12 protein-coding genes are annotated in these 14,368 nt (G+C 59.3%); 5 read left to right on the top strand and 7 right to left on the bottom strand.

Going from position 1 to position 14,368, the window contains the following annotated elements:
- Positions 1-644 precede the first annotated feature (644 nt).
- Complete coding sequence (locus O7A70_RS23405) at positions 645-1,457, top strand: SDR family NAD(P)-dependent oxidoreductase (protein WP_337142540.1); 813 nt, start codon at positions 645-647, stop codon at positions 1,455-1,457.
- Between the two features lie 34 nt (positions 1,458-1,491).
- On the opposite strand, the gene O7A70_RS23400 is transcribed toward O7A70_RS23405, so the two are convergent.
- The 3 genes from O7A70_RS23400 to O7A70_RS23390 form a co-directional block, all read right to left on the bottom strand.
- Entirely contained in the window at positions 1,492-2,322 is an 831-nt protein-coding gene (locus O7A70_RS23400; RefSeq protein ID WP_337142539.1) for an aldo/keto reductase, read from the bottom strand.
- A gap of 739 nt (positions 2,323-3,061) precedes the next feature.
- Complete coding sequence (locus O7A70_RS23395) at positions 3,062-3,292, bottom strand: hypothetical protein (RefSeq protein WP_337142538.1); 231 nt, start codon at positions 3,290-3,292, stop codon at positions 3,062-3,064.
- A gap of 151 nt (positions 3,293-3,443) precedes the next feature.
- Positions 3,444-3,851 (bottom strand): cupin domain-containing protein, encoded by a 408-nt coding sequence (locus O7A70_RS23390; protein WP_337142537.1) that lies wholly within the window; start codon positions 3,849-3,851, stop codon positions 3,444-3,446.
- Between the two features lie 375 nt (positions 3,852-4,226).
- On the opposite strand from O7A70_RS23390, the gene O7A70_RS23385 reads away from it, so the two are divergent.
- From O7A70_RS23385 to O7A70_RS23375, 3 genes are all read left to right on the top strand, one after another.
- Positions 4,227-5,681, top strand: coding sequence for a catalase (locus O7A70_RS23385; protein WP_337142536.1), 1,455 nt, complete (start codon positions 4,227-4,229; stop codon positions 5,679-5,681).
- Positions 5,682-5,803: 122 nt separating this feature from the next.
- On the top strand, positions 5,804-6,550 hold the full coding sequence (locus O7A70_RS23380; RefSeq protein ID WP_337142535.1) for an MIP/aquaporin family protein: 747 nt from the start codon (positions 5,804-5,806) through the stop codon (positions 6,548-6,550).
- Positions 6,551-6,645: 95 nt separating this feature from the next.
- Positions 6,646-7,731 carry a sulfite oxidase gene (locus O7A70_RS23375; protein WP_337142534.1) on the top strand — a complete coding sequence of 362 codons (1,086 nt, stop codon included), beginning with the start codon at positions 6,646-6,648 and terminating at the stop codon, positions 7,729-7,731.
- Positions 7,732-8,028: 297 nt separating this feature from the next.
- Here the strand turns inward: O7A70_RS23375 and O7A70_RS23370 are convergent, their stop codons facing one another.
- Positions 8,029-8,265 carry a hypothetical protein gene (locus O7A70_RS23370; RefSeq protein ID WP_337142533.1) on the bottom strand — a complete coding sequence of 79 codons (237 nt, stop codon included), beginning with the start codon at positions 8,263-8,265 and terminating at the stop codon, positions 8,029-8,031.
- A 418-nt stretch (positions 8,266-8,683) separates the two neighbouring features.
- Between O7A70_RS23370 and O7A70_RS23365 the strand changes: the two genes are divergently transcribed.
- On the top strand, positions 8,684-8,968 hold the full coding sequence (locus O7A70_RS23365) for a hypothetical protein (RefSeq protein WP_337142532.1): 285 nt from the start codon (positions 8,684-8,686) through the stop codon (positions 8,966-8,968).
- A gap of 165 nt (positions 8,969-9,133) precedes the next feature.
- Here O7A70_RS23365 and O7A70_RS23360 read toward each other — a convergent pair whose 3' ends face one another.
- The 3 genes from O7A70_RS23360 to O7A70_RS23350 are packed head-to-tail and all read right to left on the bottom strand — an operon-like array spanning position 9,134 to position 13,550.
- Positions 9,134-10,672 carry an efflux transporter outer membrane subunit gene (locus O7A70_RS23360; RefSeq protein ID WP_337142531.1) on the bottom strand — a complete coding sequence of 513 codons (1,539 nt, stop codon included), beginning with the start codon at positions 10,670-10,672 and terminating at the stop codon, positions 9,134-9,136.
- 2 nt (positions 10,673-10,674) lie between these two features.
- Positions 10,675-12,264, bottom strand: a complete 1,590-nt coding sequence (locus O7A70_RS23355) for a DHA2 family efflux MFS transporter permease subunit (RefSeq protein ID WP_337142530.1) — start codon at positions 12,262-12,264, stop codon at positions 10,675-10,677.
- Entirely contained in the window at positions 12,261-13,550 is a 1,290-nt protein-coding gene (locus O7A70_RS23350) for an HlyD family secretion protein (RefSeq protein ID WP_337142529.1), read from the bottom strand. The genes O7A70_RS23355 and O7A70_RS23350 overlap by 4 nt, the downstream gene beginning before the upstream one ends.
- Between the last annotated feature and the right edge of the window lie 818 nt (positions 13,551-14,368).

Genomic DNA, 14,368 nt, shown 5'->3' with positions numbered 1-14,368 from the left:
CTCAATGGTAGCCCCTAATGGCGCATTTTGCCATCCTGCAATCGTCCGGTTCGGTATCGGCCTTGCGACCAGGAACTGCGTTGGCCGGCGTGTCAAGAACCGAGAATCATACGTAAGCGTCAAATTCGACAAACCGAGACCTTATTGTCGTCCACTTGGGTACAATTGAGCGGCTGACGAGCAGGGAGGTAAGTTTTGGATATCTGCAAGAGTCCGAAGGTCTCCCGAAATGATCTTAGAATATCCTGTGCTCTCTCCACGCGGCCTGCTTTCCGTCGGCCTTAAGCAAACGTGGCCAGGAAGCTTCCAACTTCGACGTAAGAATTGCGAGTTCAGGATAACTCTCTCTCATGCCGCATTTCCTGGTGTGATTATGCTCCGGGTAAGCGATGATGAGTTGCTGCGCGAGCCAGAGGCGATCGTCAGGGGTTTGGTGCGAAAGGCCTGGAGACTTTTTTGGATTTTGGATGACCGCGCTATACCGCAGCAGGGTGGCAGCTACATCAATGATGGCCCTATTGGTGCTAGACGGGGCAGCAGCACCAAAGAATGCAAGCGGTGAAAGGTAACCGCCATTGTGTTGGCCGATTTGTAACGCGATGCGACTGGGCTTTGCTATATGAGGCTGGGGAGGGCTAAATCGGATGCGGTTCGAAAATAAGGATGTTCTCGTAACCGGCGGGAATTCAGGTATAGGGCGCGCTATCGTTCACCGGTTCTTGCGAGAGGGAGCCAGAGTGGCCTTCGTTGGACGCGATCCGAATAAGGGCCGGACAGTCGAGGCGGAAGCAACAGCAATGAACGGGCAAGCACGCTTCTTTCGATGCAATCTCGAAAGCGAGGACGAGGTAGCCGATTTGATCGAACAAATCGCGAATTGGGGTCGCTTGAGGATCGTCGTCAACAATGCCGGCCTTGGTCCTCGCCGAAGTGGCGCCGTGACTGCAGATCGCCCCGGCCTTCGATGGGACAAGCTGAGGGGCCCCAATCTAGATTCTGCCTACTTCGTCTCTTCCTATGCATTACCGCTACTTCGCGATTCTGGCGGTGGCGCCATCGTCAATATCTCGTCGACCGCTACTTTGCACGGCAATTGGGGTCTTTATTGTGTGGCAAAGGCTGCTGTGGAAGCGCTCACCAAGTCCCTGGCTGTCGAGGGTGCACCTCATGGCATCAGGGCGAACTGTGTAAGCCCTGGCTGGGTTTCCACCGAGACCGATGCGAAAAGGCCAGCCTCCGGTAGCGCAGGCGATTGGAAAGTTCCTCCGAGCGCTTTCAATCGGATGGGATTGCCCGCCGAAATAGCGGCCGTCGTAGCATTTCTCGCGAGCGATGACGCCTCGTTGGTCACAGGCCAAACGCTCATCGCCGACGGTGGGTTGACCATCCTGGATTATCCTTCGCTGCCACTCCTTGAAGACGGTGCAACGTTGTTCTCCGGCACGCTCGAAGACTGATTGCCGGCTGGTCATCCACCATCGAGATGTCGTATCAGAACAAGAACGTTGTCGTCGCCGGATCAGATCCGGTGCGTCCATCCGGGGAATCGATCCCTTTGAAGGTCTCCAGGTCTTCCGCGTCGAGCTCGAAATCGAAGACGTCAAGGTTGGAGACGATGCGTTCCTTGTGAACCGACTTCGGAATGACAATCAGCCCTTCCTGCAGATGCCATCTAATGATCGTCTGCGCGACGGATTTCCCGTGCTTGCTGGCGATGCTTTCGATGGTTGGGTCCTTCAACAGGCGACCGCTGCCAAGGGGGCTCCAGGATTCGATACGGATATTGTGTTTGATGTGAAATTCACGCTTGTCCCGCTGCTGGAAGCGTGGGTGGAGCTCGATCTGGTTGACCGCGGGAGCGACGCCGGTCTCGCCGATGATGCGTTCCAAATGCTCCTGATTGAAATTGGAGACGCCGATTGATTTGATCCGACCGGCGTCCCTGAGTTCGATCAGCGTCTTCCATGCCTCAACATATTTGTCCTGGCTCGGTATCGGCCAGTGGATCAGGAACAGGTCGAGCTGTTCGATCTCGAGCTTGCTCATCGTCTCGTCGAAAGCGCGTAACGCGTTATCGCGCTGATGAGCACCGTTGCGCAGCTTCGATGTTACGAATAACTCGTTCCTCGGGACGCCAGCGCCGCGGATAGCCTGCCCGACGCCTTCCTCGTTCCCATACCCTTCGGCAGTGTCGATCGATCGGTAGCCCGCCTCGATCCCCCAACTCACAACTTGGGCGGTAATGGACGGATCCACCTGCCATACGCCAAGGCCGAGTTGGGCAATAGCGGAGCCATCGTTGAGTCTGATCTCTTCAGGCATATTCAGGTCCTATCTACTTTTGGGTTGACGTGCTGGCTCCTCGCAAGAAAGCGCAGTTGCCTTCGAACAGAAGTAGTGTTGGAACGGTCGCCGTTGGAAGGTGCTGCTACAGCTGGCGCTGATCATTACGCTACCTCCACAGGATCGTTCCAAGCCGATGGCACGTACACGGTGCAGAAATGAAGCCTGTCCGTCCTCGATGCAGCTGTTTGGGTCGCTACGGTGAGTTGCGGACAAGAACTTTCACTTGGTCTTTTTGCCTGTTAAATCTACGCCGCCTGGGATTTAACGCCATCTTGGGAAAGGTGTTAGCAAATAGTCTGCTCAGATACCTGTCGTATACGTTGGTATGTGTGGCGGGCCGTCGCCGGCCCTGTAGGCTCGGTGAATTTCAGCTACCCGCAGCGAGAGGTGGCGAGGCGGAGGCTTCCAATTGCAGTGATCGGATATTGTCGGATTCTGCCAGGATCTCGCGCCCCTTCGCCCGAGAACCAGAGGACGGGGCCCCACCGAATTTGAAGGTCAGGCGCCGACCAGACTAGGGCTCATGGACCTTCCGGGATTCGGCAATCGCTGGCGCGACCTAACCGCCGTTGTTTCCACTATTGCTTTTGCACAATGAACGATGCAGCTAGCCGATCAAGTATATCGTGCCGCCTGTATCGAAGGTCCGGCATTATATGGTTCCTATCCCCATTCTGGCAGCCTGCTCCGGCCGGAACGGTGCTAAATAATGCATTCAGACCCTCCGCCATTGTTGGGTGAAAATAGCGTCGCGCAACGTGGTGTAGGGGAGACGCGCGAGCATCGCGGCTTGCACCACGGCCATGGCTTCGCCTGCCTCTGAGTCGATCCATCGGCGCTCGACCACCGCCGTCTTCTGACCGGTACTCGCCAGATGCGAGGCCAGATATTTGCCACCTTCGCCACTGCCGACGACAAAAGCATCGTAACGCTCCGTTTCGGCCATTTAGATCCTCTGTAGATGATGAGCGATGCCCAGCTTGCTCTCGCATTCCGTGCAGGCGGCCTGGGCGATAGCCCAATGCTCGGATGTCCGGATGCCAGCTCTTTCGCCGATAGAACGGACGGTAGGCTAGCCTGAAGCGGGCTAGCCTTGATTACGGCCACGTTTGGTCGGGAAGATTGATGACGATTGGAGTCGAGGTGCTCCTGACGACCACCCATCGAAAGGCTTCGAAATCCGAGGGATTGATTTCCATGTGCGGCACAAACGCGGGCACATGGATAAAGTCGCCCGCTTTCGCGTGCCCAGCATATTCGCCTTTCGCGCCCCAGCGGACTTCGCATAAGCCCGACAAGACATAGGCGATCGTCTGCTGCTCTCCGTGATGATGGATGCCTGTGCGGGCTCCCGGCTCGACCTCGAACAACCCGCCCCACAACGTCGATTGAATGCCCCGCTGCGGTGCGACTGCTGCCAAACGCACAGAACCTGATGTCTGTTCGGTGCCTGGGTCGAAGTCAGGCGGGCTGACGATGCGAATTGGTGGGTATTCGGTCACCACTACAAAAGGCTCCTACACGGTCGAAAATAGATGCGCTCTCGCTCATGGGACTGCAACTGGATGCACCGGCAAAGCCTCAAGCTGCAGATAGTCTCGATCTTCGGCAGAATCTGAGCTTGTCGGGTATTGCTTCATTCGTGCCGCTATTGCCGCGAAGTGCTGCGGCGCCTTGCGTTCGCGGGGGACGCGCATTCTCTGGCCGTGCGTCCATTGAGAACGGCTTTGGGGCAAGAAAGAACGAAGAACAGCAACTCTCGCCAAGCAAAGCCTTACTCGCTGAATTACAGCAAGATCATCGGCAGGAGAGCACCGTGAACTAAGCGGCCGAAGTGCGAGCGCGGCGCCCAAACGTTCGCGACAAAAAAGGAGCCCAACATGTCCACCACCAAATTCACCAATGCCACCGGCGCGCCGGTCTCCGACAACACAAACATCATGACCGCCGGTCCGCGCGGCCCCGCGCTGCTGCAGGACATTTGGCTGATCGAAAAGTTGGCGCATTTCGATCGGGAAGTGCTCCCGGAGCGGCGAATGCATGCCAAGGGTTGGGGCGCATACGGAACCCTCACCGTAACGCACGACGTCACCCGCTACACCAAGGCCAAGCTCTTCTCGGAGATCGGCAAGGTGACGCCAATGTTCGCGCGCTTCTCGACCGTCGCCGGCGAGCGCGGCGCGGCCGATGCGGAACGCGACATCCGCGGCACCGCGCTCAAGTTCTACACCGAAGAGGGCAACTGGGACATCGTGGGCAACAACACCCCCGTGTTCTTCTTCCGTGATCCGTTGCGGTTCGCGGACCTGAACCATGCTATCAAGCGCGATCCGCGCACTGGCCTGCGCAGCGCGGACAACAATTGGGATTTTTGGACACTGCTCCCCGAGGCGCTTCACCAGGTTACCGTCGTCATGTCCGATCGCGGCATCCCGAAGAGCTTCCGCAACATGCACTTGTTCGGCAGTCATACCTTCTCGATGATCAATGCCGCCAACGAACGTGTTTGGGTCAAGTTCCACTTCCGCACGCAACAGGGCATTGCCAACCTTACCGACGCTGAAGCGGCTGCACTCGTGGCGACCGACCGGGAGAGCAACGGACGCGACCTCCTTGATGCGATCGAGCGGAGCGACTTCCCGCGCTGGACACTCTTCATCCAGGTCATGACCGAGGATCAGGCTAAGACCCACAAACATAATCCCTTCGACCTGACCAAGGTGTGGCCGAAGGCCGACTACCCGCTCATCGAGGTCGGCGTGATTGAGCTCAACCGCTATCCTGAGAATTATTTCGCCGAAGTGGAACAGGCTGGTTTCTCCCCTGCCAACATCGTTCCCGGTATCGGCTTCTCGCCCGATAAAATGCTCCAGGCTCGGCTATTCTCCTATGGCGACGCGCAACGCTACCGGCTTGGGGTCAATTTCAACCATATACCGGTCAACGCGCCGAAGTGCCCGTTCCAAAGCTACCATCGCGACGGCCAGATGCGAACGGACGGCAATCTCGGCGGAACGGTCGCTTTCAATCCAAACAGCGCTGGCCTGTGGGACAACCAGCCCGATTTCGCCGAGCCGGCGCTGCCGCTCGACGGGGAAGCGACGCATTACGACCATCGCGTGGATGACGATCATTGGGAGCAGCCTGGCAACCTATTCCGCAAGATGACTACGGCGCAGCGGCAAGTGCTGTTCGATAACACCGCCCGCGCGATGGGTGATGCACGGCCGCACGTCAAGCAGCGCCATGTGGAGAACTGCACGCGGGCCGATCCGGCATACGGCGCCGGCGTGGCGCGGGCGCTGCAGATGTGCTCACGGGTCGCAGCCGAATAGAGACCTGTTTCGCCGACCGTCAGAGGTTCTGCGTTTGTCGGTCGGCGAGCCTGCCAGCATTTTGCGCTCGGGCCAAACCTTATCGCTCGAATTGGCGCCCAACCCATCTCAGGAGATCAGCGATGTCCAAACCAATTGCCCCCAAGCTCCTTGCGGAATTCATCGGCACCTTCGCCTTCGTGTTCATCGGCGCCGGCGCGGCTGCGGTGATCGGCGACGGAACCGGCCTGAACGGTATCGCCGCGATTGCCTTCGCCCATGGCCTGACCATCATGGTCTTTGCCTTTGCTTACGGCAGCATTTCGGGAGGTCACATGAACCCGGCGGTCACCGTCGGCGTGCTCGCAGCCGGCGCCATCCGCGTCGGCGACGCGCTCGGCTACATCGTGAGTCAGCTCGTCGGCGGCATCGCCGGCGCGCTGGTATTGCGGGCCGTGCTCGGCGGCACGGCTACAGGCCTCGGCATGCCGCAACTGGCGCAAGGTCTCGTGCTAGGCGCGACGACGGTCACGATCACGCCCGCAGCCGGCTTCGTGATCGAGGCTGCGCTCGCTTTCTTCCTGGTCACTGTCGTGCTCAGCACCGCTGTGGCCGGCCGTGCCGGCAACCTCGCGCCGCTGGCGATCGGAATGACTGTCACGCTCAATATCATCATGGCCGCAGCCTTGACGGGCGCCCCGTTCAATCCGGCGCGGGCTCTTGGCCCTATGGTAGCGACCGGAAATTTCGCCGATGCGTGGCTGTATACGATAGCACCAGTCATCGGTGCTGTGATCGCCGCTTTCGTGCATTTGGGACTGAGGCGGCTCGCCCACGAGGATCGAATAGGCACGCAGGCGCCAGCCGCGCCAGCTGCGCCAGCTGAATGAGTGTCGCAAAACTCCGAAGCGCCGGCTCGACGTCCACAGCAGTCGGATGACGCCCGCCGACGCCTAGGAGACGATGACATTCAGAAAAGTATTACATGAACAATACGCGATATTCTTCGGCAGGGCTGATCATCCGACAGCGGGAGCCCAAAAATCTGGAAACTCCTTTCGATCGGATCGACTCCTATCTCACTCCGACGGCGCTGTTCTACATACGCAGTCATTTTCCGAGGCCGACGCTCGACCGAGCATCATATCAACTGCGTATCGATGGTGCCGTCAGGCACCCGTTTGCCATAAGTTACGAACAACTGCGAAACATGCCGTCCGAAACGCGGGTCGCCACCCTGGAGTGCGCTGGCAACAGCCGGGTTTTTCTCATCCCGCAGGTGCAGGGAGCACAGTGGGAGCTCGGCGCCGCCGGCAATGCGGAATGGACCGGTGTACCTTTGCGGGCGTTGCTGGAGCGCGCCGGCCTGGCAGACGATGCGTGCGAGATCGTGCTCGAAGGAGCGGACCGAGGAGCACCCAAAGAAGAGCCCCGGCCACCCGACCCGATCTCGTACGTCTGGAGCTTGCCCCGAGCCAAGGCCATTCAGCCGGAAGTCCTGATCGCGTATCAGATGAACGGACAGGATCTCCCGCTGGATCATGGATTTCCGGTCCGCGCAATCGTGCCTGGTCACTATGGAATGGCCTCCGTCAAATGGTTGACGCGCATCGAAGCCGTGCGGGATCCGTTTCACGGTTACTGGCAGACAACGGATTACGCTTACTGGGCTTTGACGAATGGAAAGCCCGTGCGGCGGGCGTTGGGAGAGATGAAGCTCAAGTCCGAAATCGCGCGACCTCGTATCTACGAAACCTTGGTCCCGAACCGGATTTACACAGTTTCCGGCGCCGCATGGGCAGGCGAGAGCGACGTGACCGAGATTCAAGTAAGCACCGATGGCGGCCTTGGCTGGGCTGAGGCAGAATTCCTGGATCCAGTGCGACGACATGCTTGGCGACGTTGGAAATTCGATTGGCTGACGCCGAAAGGGCCGGGCCAGTACACGTTGCTGGCTCGTGCCAAGGACGCGAGTGGTGCGTTCCAACCTTACGACCACGATCAGGCCTATGGCGGCTACGCAATCAATCACTGTCTTTCGATTGAGGTATTCATAGATGGTTCTGGGTAAGCGATGGGGTGCCGGGGCGGCTGAGTGGTCACACTTTCGGGCGCAAGTGCACTTCCTTAGCCGCCCAAGCCGATCATGGATCCTCCGGGGCATTCATAAAGATCGGAACGGTAGATGCAACGTATGCGTCAGATAGCCGAAACGTATTATATTTAAATTGGCCCTCTGCCTCCATATCAATTTGGCTTTCAAAATCATGAGAGCTCTAAAGATAAGGAGTTTGCTATGAGACGGTCGAAAACAATACTTATGATGGTGGCACTGGGTGCAGTGCTGGCTGCGGGCTCGGCGACGGAATCAATGGCGCGCGGAGGCGGGGGTGGCGGCGGCCATGGCGGCGGCGGCGGGGGTCATGGCGGCGGCTTTGGCGGCGGTCATGGCGGTGGCTTCGGCGGCGGCCATGGCGGTGGCTTCGGCGGCGGCCATGGCATCGGGGGCGGTTTCGGCGGCCACGGCATAGGGAGCGTTTTCGGCGGCCATGGCATCGCCGGCGGCCTCGGTAGCCACAGCGCCGCCCATGGCTTCAGCAGCCATCATTCATTCGGAGTGACCCACCACGTTGGATCGGTGGGGCACCCCCATTATCGTCACGGATACTATGGTTCGGACTACTTCTGTGGTTACCCGTACCCGTACGGCTACGAAGATCCATACAATCCGTACGCATACGACCCATACTGCCCGTGATCCACTACACCCTCTTCGAATCCGGCCTCCACCGTATGAGTGGAGGTCGGATTTGAACGATGAAAGGTTTGGCTTGCTCATGCCGCGCCGTGAATCTGACCGTGACTGTGGAGCGCGTCACCGGCATCGGCATACGCTCAACCGCCCATAACTATAACTGCAAGGTATAAGCATGCTGACCGTAGGTGCTATGTTGATTCTTATATCCTGCACCTACTTAATTATAGAGTTAAACAACGAAGCTAAACCGTAGGAGTATATGGTGATGAGACCGACAAAAATACTGGCGAAGATCGCTTTGGCCGCACTGCTGGCGACCGGGTCGGCGACGGTCTCGAGCGCGCGCGGCGGCGGTGGTGATGGTCATGCCATAGACTTTAGCGGTAGTGGCATTGCCCACCGTCACCGGCACCACAAGATCTTTTTTAGCGATCCAGGATATCACTACCAGCCTTGGTGGAACTACGATACCGATGCTGCTTACTGCTCCTTCGATGCCGTGAACTCGAGCTACTATGGATCCAATGGAATGTGGCACTCTTGCCCGTGATCCAAACTCGCCAATTAGAGCCCTTCTGGTTCGGATTGAAGCAAAGTCGTGCCGATGAAGCGACATCCCGGCGGAAGGCGACGCCCGCCCCATGTCGTTCATCGGCAGGCCTGCTGACAAAGCGAGCATCCGAGACGAGCGGCTTCAGAACAAGTATCGATAGAGTCATGTCAGGTTCTTTGTCCTTGGAGTTCTTTGAGCGCTGATCGGCGGCTCGGGCAGCGGGCTCGGGTATGTCAATTCCCATCCGCCACCAAGCGCTTTGTACAACTGGACGAGATTGATCGAGATGTTGGTCGTGCTCTGCGCATAATTCTGTTCGGCCTGCAGCAGCGTGCGCTCCGTGTCGAGCACAGTGGTGAAGTCGGCGACGCCGTCATTGTAGCGGAGGCGGGCTAGCGACAAGGCTTCTCGCGAGCGTTTGACCTGCGCCGCCAGCCGGTCACGGCGTTGCTGCTCGGTCCGGTGGGCGACCAGGGCATTGACGACATCGTGCCAGGCTTGCAGAACTGTCTTGTGATAGGCGATCGCCGCCTCCATCTGTTGCGCCTTGCGAAGCTCCAATGTCGCCTTCAGCCGGCCACCCTCGAAAACCGGCATCGAAATGCTGGGTCCGACATTGGTCAGGATCGCACTGCTCGTCAGTAAATTCCCAGCCTTGAGGGCGTCGAAGCCTGCCGCTCCGTTCAATTGAACCGTTGGGTAGAATTCGGCGACCGCCACTCCGATGTCGGCGGTGGCCGCGTGAAGCTGCGCCTCGGCTGCGCGTATATCCGGGCGGCGGCGCGCCAAGTCGGAGGGAATGCCGATTGGAATCCTGGCGGGCGACGGCGGTACCGGTTTCGTGGCGGCGAGTTCGCCGCGTAATGCATCGGGCGCCATGTCAAGCAGAAAGCTCAAGGCGTTGATCTGCTGCGCTTCCTGCTGTTCCAGGCTGGGCAACTCCGCCCGGACGGCTTCGACCTGGGCGGATGCATTGTCGACGTCGAGATTGGTCGTCAGACCCCTCTGCTGGCGCGTTTGCGTCAAGTGCAGAATATCCTGCTGGATCGCAAGGTTGTCAGTGGCGATCTTGATCAAGGTCTGCGTGCCGCGCAGCTGGATATAGTCGCGCGCAGTTTCCGCCAGGCTCGAGAGGAGCGCGCCACGCCGCTGCTCCTCGGAAGACCGCACTTGCGCATCCGCCGCTTCAACCTGGCGGCGGACGTGCCCCCAAAGATCGAGTTCCCATGAGGCATCGAAACCGCTGGTAAACAGGTCCGTCGGCCCTGTGGCAGAAATGGTGCTTGACCCAGCGAGACCGTCGATCAGACTGCCTTTAATACTCGGGTCGCTCAGTTTTTCATGTTGGTATCTAGCGCTGCCTTTCAGATCAGGCAGTTGGGCGGAGGCCACAGTACCACGCTGAGAACGGCTTTCAGCGAGATGGACGGTCGCAGTCTTTACGTCGAGGTTGGCGTCAGCGACTCTCTTCTCCAGAGAGGTAAGGGTAGGATCGTGAAAGACCTGCCACCAAGCGGAGTCGACAGGCTGCTGAGCCGCCGCACTGAATCCCGTGGTACTCGCAGGCGCGGCTGCCGTGCGGCTGGTGTACCAGCGTTTGGGCAGGGCCGGGTCCGGCTGGACGAAATCTGGGCCAACACTGCATGCTGCCAGAGCCAACGTGCCGGAAATCGCTGCAACAGTGGGCAATTTGTAGCGCATGATCAAGCCCTGTGGCCGGCGCCAACGCCGCCGCTGGCCACCATCTTGCCCGACAGGAAGAGGCAGAAGGGAACGGCAAGGAAGGCGAGGCATGAGAAGAACAGAAACACATCGGAATACGCCAGGACGGCAACTTGCGATCGGAAGCTTTGGTACACACCCCCAACCGCCATTTCGTGCGCGATCCCAGCAGGATGTCCAACCGCCTCCAACGCACGCTCGTACTGAGCGACCAGCGCGTTGTAGGGTTGATGAAAGGGCGAAGCCCATTCCGACAGATAGGACTGCCGGACCTGGCTTTGCTCTGTGACGAGCGACGTCGCGGCAGAAATGCCGATCGAACCGAATACATTGCGAAGCATTGAAAAAAGGGCTGCCCCGTCGCCGCTCAGTTCGCGCGGCAGGGTGGAATAAGTGATCGTACTGATCGGCACGAAAAGGAATGCAAGGCCGGCAGTCTGCAAGCTGCGCATGATGACAAGCGTCGAAAAATCTATGTTCGGCGCCAGGTGGCTCGAAAAGAGCAGCGCCGATCCCATGATGAGAAAGCCAGCGGCGATGACGAAGCGCGCCTGGATGATGATCAAGAGGCGCCCGACGATCGGAATAAGGAGGATGATGACAACGCCACCTGGGGAGAGAATGAGCCCCGCCCAGGTCGCGGTGTAGCCAAGGACCTGTTGCGCGAATTGCGGAATGACGACGGCGCTGGCGTAGAGAATGCATCCCGTCGCCGCGATCAGTGCGCTGCCGCCGGCGAAATTCCTGTCCCTGAACACATCGAGATTGACGATCGGCTTGCGGGCAATGAGTAGCCAGCCAATGGCGCCGGCAATGCCGAGGAAGGCGAGAAGCGCCATGACTATGATGGCCGACGAACCGAACCAATCGTCGTCGGTGCCCCGGTCCATCATGATCTGCAGGCCTCCGAGCCCAACCGTGATGAGGGAAAGGCCAACGTAGTCGAGACCCCGGCGCTTTCGGCTCTTCACCCACGGCGGGTCTTCAACCAGGATCGAATTCACAACCACTGCGAAGATGCCCACGGGTACATTGATGAAGAATATCCAGGGCCAGCTCCACTGATCGGTGATGAAGCCGCCAAGCGTCGGACCGAGGATCGGGGCGACGATTGTAGCGATCGCGGTGACGCCGAATGCAGCCGCGCGTCTGGCCGGAGGAAACGTGTCCAATATGATCGATTGTTGGTTCGGCTGCAGGCCGCCGCCAAAGAAACCCTGCAGCAGCCGGAACACTATCAGCTCGCCCAGACTCGTCGACATTCCGCACAGGAACGAGCAGACCGTGAACATGCCGATACAGATCAGAAAGTAACGTTTGCGTCCCAATAGATCGCTCAGCCAGCCCGAAATGGTCAGCACGATTCCGTTCGCAACCAAGTAGGAGGTCAGCGCCCAGGTTGCCTCGTCATTGCTCGCAGAAAGACTGCCGGCGATGTGCGGCAATGCGACATTGACGATCGTGGTGTCGAGGATTTCCATGAAGGCGGCAAGCGTTACGCAGACCGCAATCAGCCAGGGATTGTAGCGGGGCTTCCAGTCGGCGCCGGCTTCAGTTGGAGCGCTGCTCATCGAACGGTCACCGTCGGAATCACCGACATCCCGAGCGGCAGCGGAAGTTTGGGATCGAGTCCCCGGTCGATGATGATCTTGACTGGCACGCGCTGAACGATCTTCACGAAATTGCCGGTGGCGTTCTCCGGCGGAAAGGCCGTGAACTTCGAACCGGACCCCATCTGGACACTGTCAACATGACCGTGAAGGTCGAGATCTGGATAGGCATCTATGTCGATCTTCACGCTCTGGCCAGCCCGCAGAGCGTCGAGCTGGTTCTCCTTAAAGTTGGCGGTAACCCACACGTCCGGTGAAACGATCGAGAATATCTGCTGGCCGGGCGTGACGTAGTTGCCCATTTCCACGTTGCGCCGGGTTATCCAGCCGTCCTGCGGTGCGGTGACAACCGTCCAGGACAGGTTGAGCGCCTGCTGATCGACTTGGGCCTGAGCCTGCTCGACTTGTGCCGTTAGTTGTTTGACTTGCATATCGCTCTGGCCGATATGCTGCTCCACCGGCGAACTCAGCTGAACCTGGGCTTCGGCTTGAGTAACCTGAGCCTCGCCCTGGCGCAGCGCGTCCAACGCCGCATCGACCTGCTGCTGGGTGGTCGCAGCCTTGGGAAGGTCGTGTTGCCGGTCATAGTCGGCTTGCGCTCTATTCAGATTCGCCTTGGCCGTCACCAGTTGGGCCTGGGCCTGCTCCAGCAAAGCCGGGAAATTCTTGCGGGCGATTTCGGCAATCAGCCGTTCGCCGGCAGCTTGCGCCCTGGCGCTGTCGAGTGTGCCCTGGGCCCTGTCCCGTTCGATCGTGTAGGGGCGCGGATCGATGTGAGCCAGCGGATCGCCCTTGTGGACATACTGGTTGTCCGTCACATCCAGCGAAACGACGAGGCCGGTAACCTGCGGCGCGATGGTGACAACCCGCCCATCCGTATAGGCGTCATCCGTGCTCACGATGTTTCGGTTCACATACCAGAAATAGAACCCGCCGATGACGAGAGCCGCCAGGGCGAGCAAGCCGACGATAAAGACCGCCGGCCGTCGCCCTGCGTGCATCGCGTACGGATCCGGTGAACCGCTCCCTTGCCCCGTCTCTTCGACAGCGGGCTCGTGCTCGGCTGGGCTCGCCTCGGCGACAGGATCTCTAGGTCCTGGCGCGGCAGTCAACCTCACGGCGCTGCCCGCAACCGTCTCCCGGCTGTTTAGGAGGGGGATGTGCAGACCACTGCGGGCCACTGCCCGCGCTCCGTTGACTTCGGCTGGGTCCGGGGCGCTGGGCTTGATAGTGTCGGTCTGCGACATGCTTCATCTCTCTTATGCAAACCGTTTGTCATGCAAACCGGCCGGAGGCCGCCGTGCTCGGTCGACGAACCTGTCGGGTCCTCGCCGGCCGCGGAGACCGTTTGCTTTTCAAAACGCGTGATGGGTGGCTCTCGCTATAGCTGGCGGAGTATCCGATGACCGGCTGCCTCTCCATTTGAAGCGAGTGTAGTTAGCCGTGTCGGGTCTCTCCAATCCGACCTACGTATGAGTGGATAAAGTGTCGGTCTGAAAGGCTCATACTTTGGTATGCCCGCCGCACGCGCCCGGGCTTCCCAAGCAACGCGACCACGGCCCTGAATGGGTCGCAAGAGCCTCACAACGGTTACCTGGCAACAACGTGCGCCCACGTCGGGCCTAACCATCCGCAACATGACATCGCGGGGTCTAGCTTCTCGCGCACGTATGGGAGGTCTGACCGCGCCGTCGCCAAGCGAAAAAAATGGGCCGATGACGACGCGTCACCGGCCCAACGAACCCGCGCCACGGCGAGCGCCCCGGGGGGAGCAAGGCGCCCGCCAAGACCGACCGAGAGAGGGAGAGGGGGGTCTGGCGATCAGCTTTGACACGAGATGGTCTGCGGCAGATGAGTTTTCAAACCGATGGCCGAAATCAACATCAGCGCAGCGCCGATCAAGAGACTACTTCATCGCGCTAAATATGCTTGTCCGCTATTGCCAAGTTTGTGTTTCAATTGCCTCAATTCAGGGGTGGTGGGACATCCCGAGACTTTCCCAGCTGGCCTGGCGCTGATGCGACGACCGGGTGGTTTTAATTCCAGATCAGGCTGCTGAAGTGAC

The organism is Mesorhizobium sp. Cs1299R1N1 (assembly GCF_037179655.1).
GTDB lineage: Bacteria > Pseudomonadota > Alphaproteobacteria > Rhizobiales > Rhizobiaceae > Mesorhizobium > Mesorhizobium salmacidum.
The sequence above is the reverse complement of the archived record's forward strand: the minus strand, read 5'-3'. Positions and strand labels throughout refer to the sequence as shown.

Coding starts and splice junctions, on each gene's coding strand:
- O7A70_RS23375 (WP_337142534.1), top strand. CDS start 6,646: ATGAACAATACGCGATATTCTTCGGCAGGGCTGATCATCCGACAGCGG.
- O7A70_RS23355 (WP_337142530.1), bottom strand. CDS start 12,264: ATGAGCAGCGCTCCAACTGAAGCCGGCGCCGACTGGAAGCCCCGCTAC.
- O7A70_RS23365 (WP_337142532.1), top strand. CDS start 8,684: ATGAGACCGACAAAAATACTGGCGAAGATCGCTTTGGCCGCACTGCTG.
- O7A70_RS23405 (WP_337142540.1), top strand. CDS start 645: ATGCGGTTCGAAAATAAGGATGTTCTCGTAACCGGCGGGAATTCAGGT.
- O7A70_RS23370 (WP_337142533.1), bottom strand. CDS start 8,265: ATGGCTGCTGAAGCCATGGGCGGCGCTGTGGCTACCGAGGCCGCCGGC.
- O7A70_RS23395 (WP_337142538.1), bottom strand. CDS start 3,292: ATGGCCGAAACGGAGCGTTACGATGCTTTTGTCGTCGGCAGTGGCGAA.
- O7A70_RS23360 (WP_337142531.1), bottom strand. CDS start 10,672: ATGCGCTACAAATTGCCCACTGTTGCAGCGATTTCCGGCACGTTGGCT.
- O7A70_RS23380 (WP_337142535.1), top strand. CDS start 5,804: ATGTCCAAACCAATTGCCCCCAAGCTCCTTGCGGAATTCATCGGCACC.
- O7A70_RS23400 (WP_337142539.1), bottom strand. CDS start 2,322: ATGCCTGAAGAGATCAGACTCAACGATGGCTCCGCTATTGCCCAACTC.
- O7A70_RS23350 (WP_337142529.1), bottom strand. CDS start 13,550: ATGTCGCAGACCGACACTATCAAGCCCAGCGCCCCGGACCCAGCCGAA.
- O7A70_RS23385 (WP_337142536.1), top strand. CDS start 4,227: ATGTCCACCACCAAATTCACCAATGCCACCGGCGCGCCGGTCTCCGAC.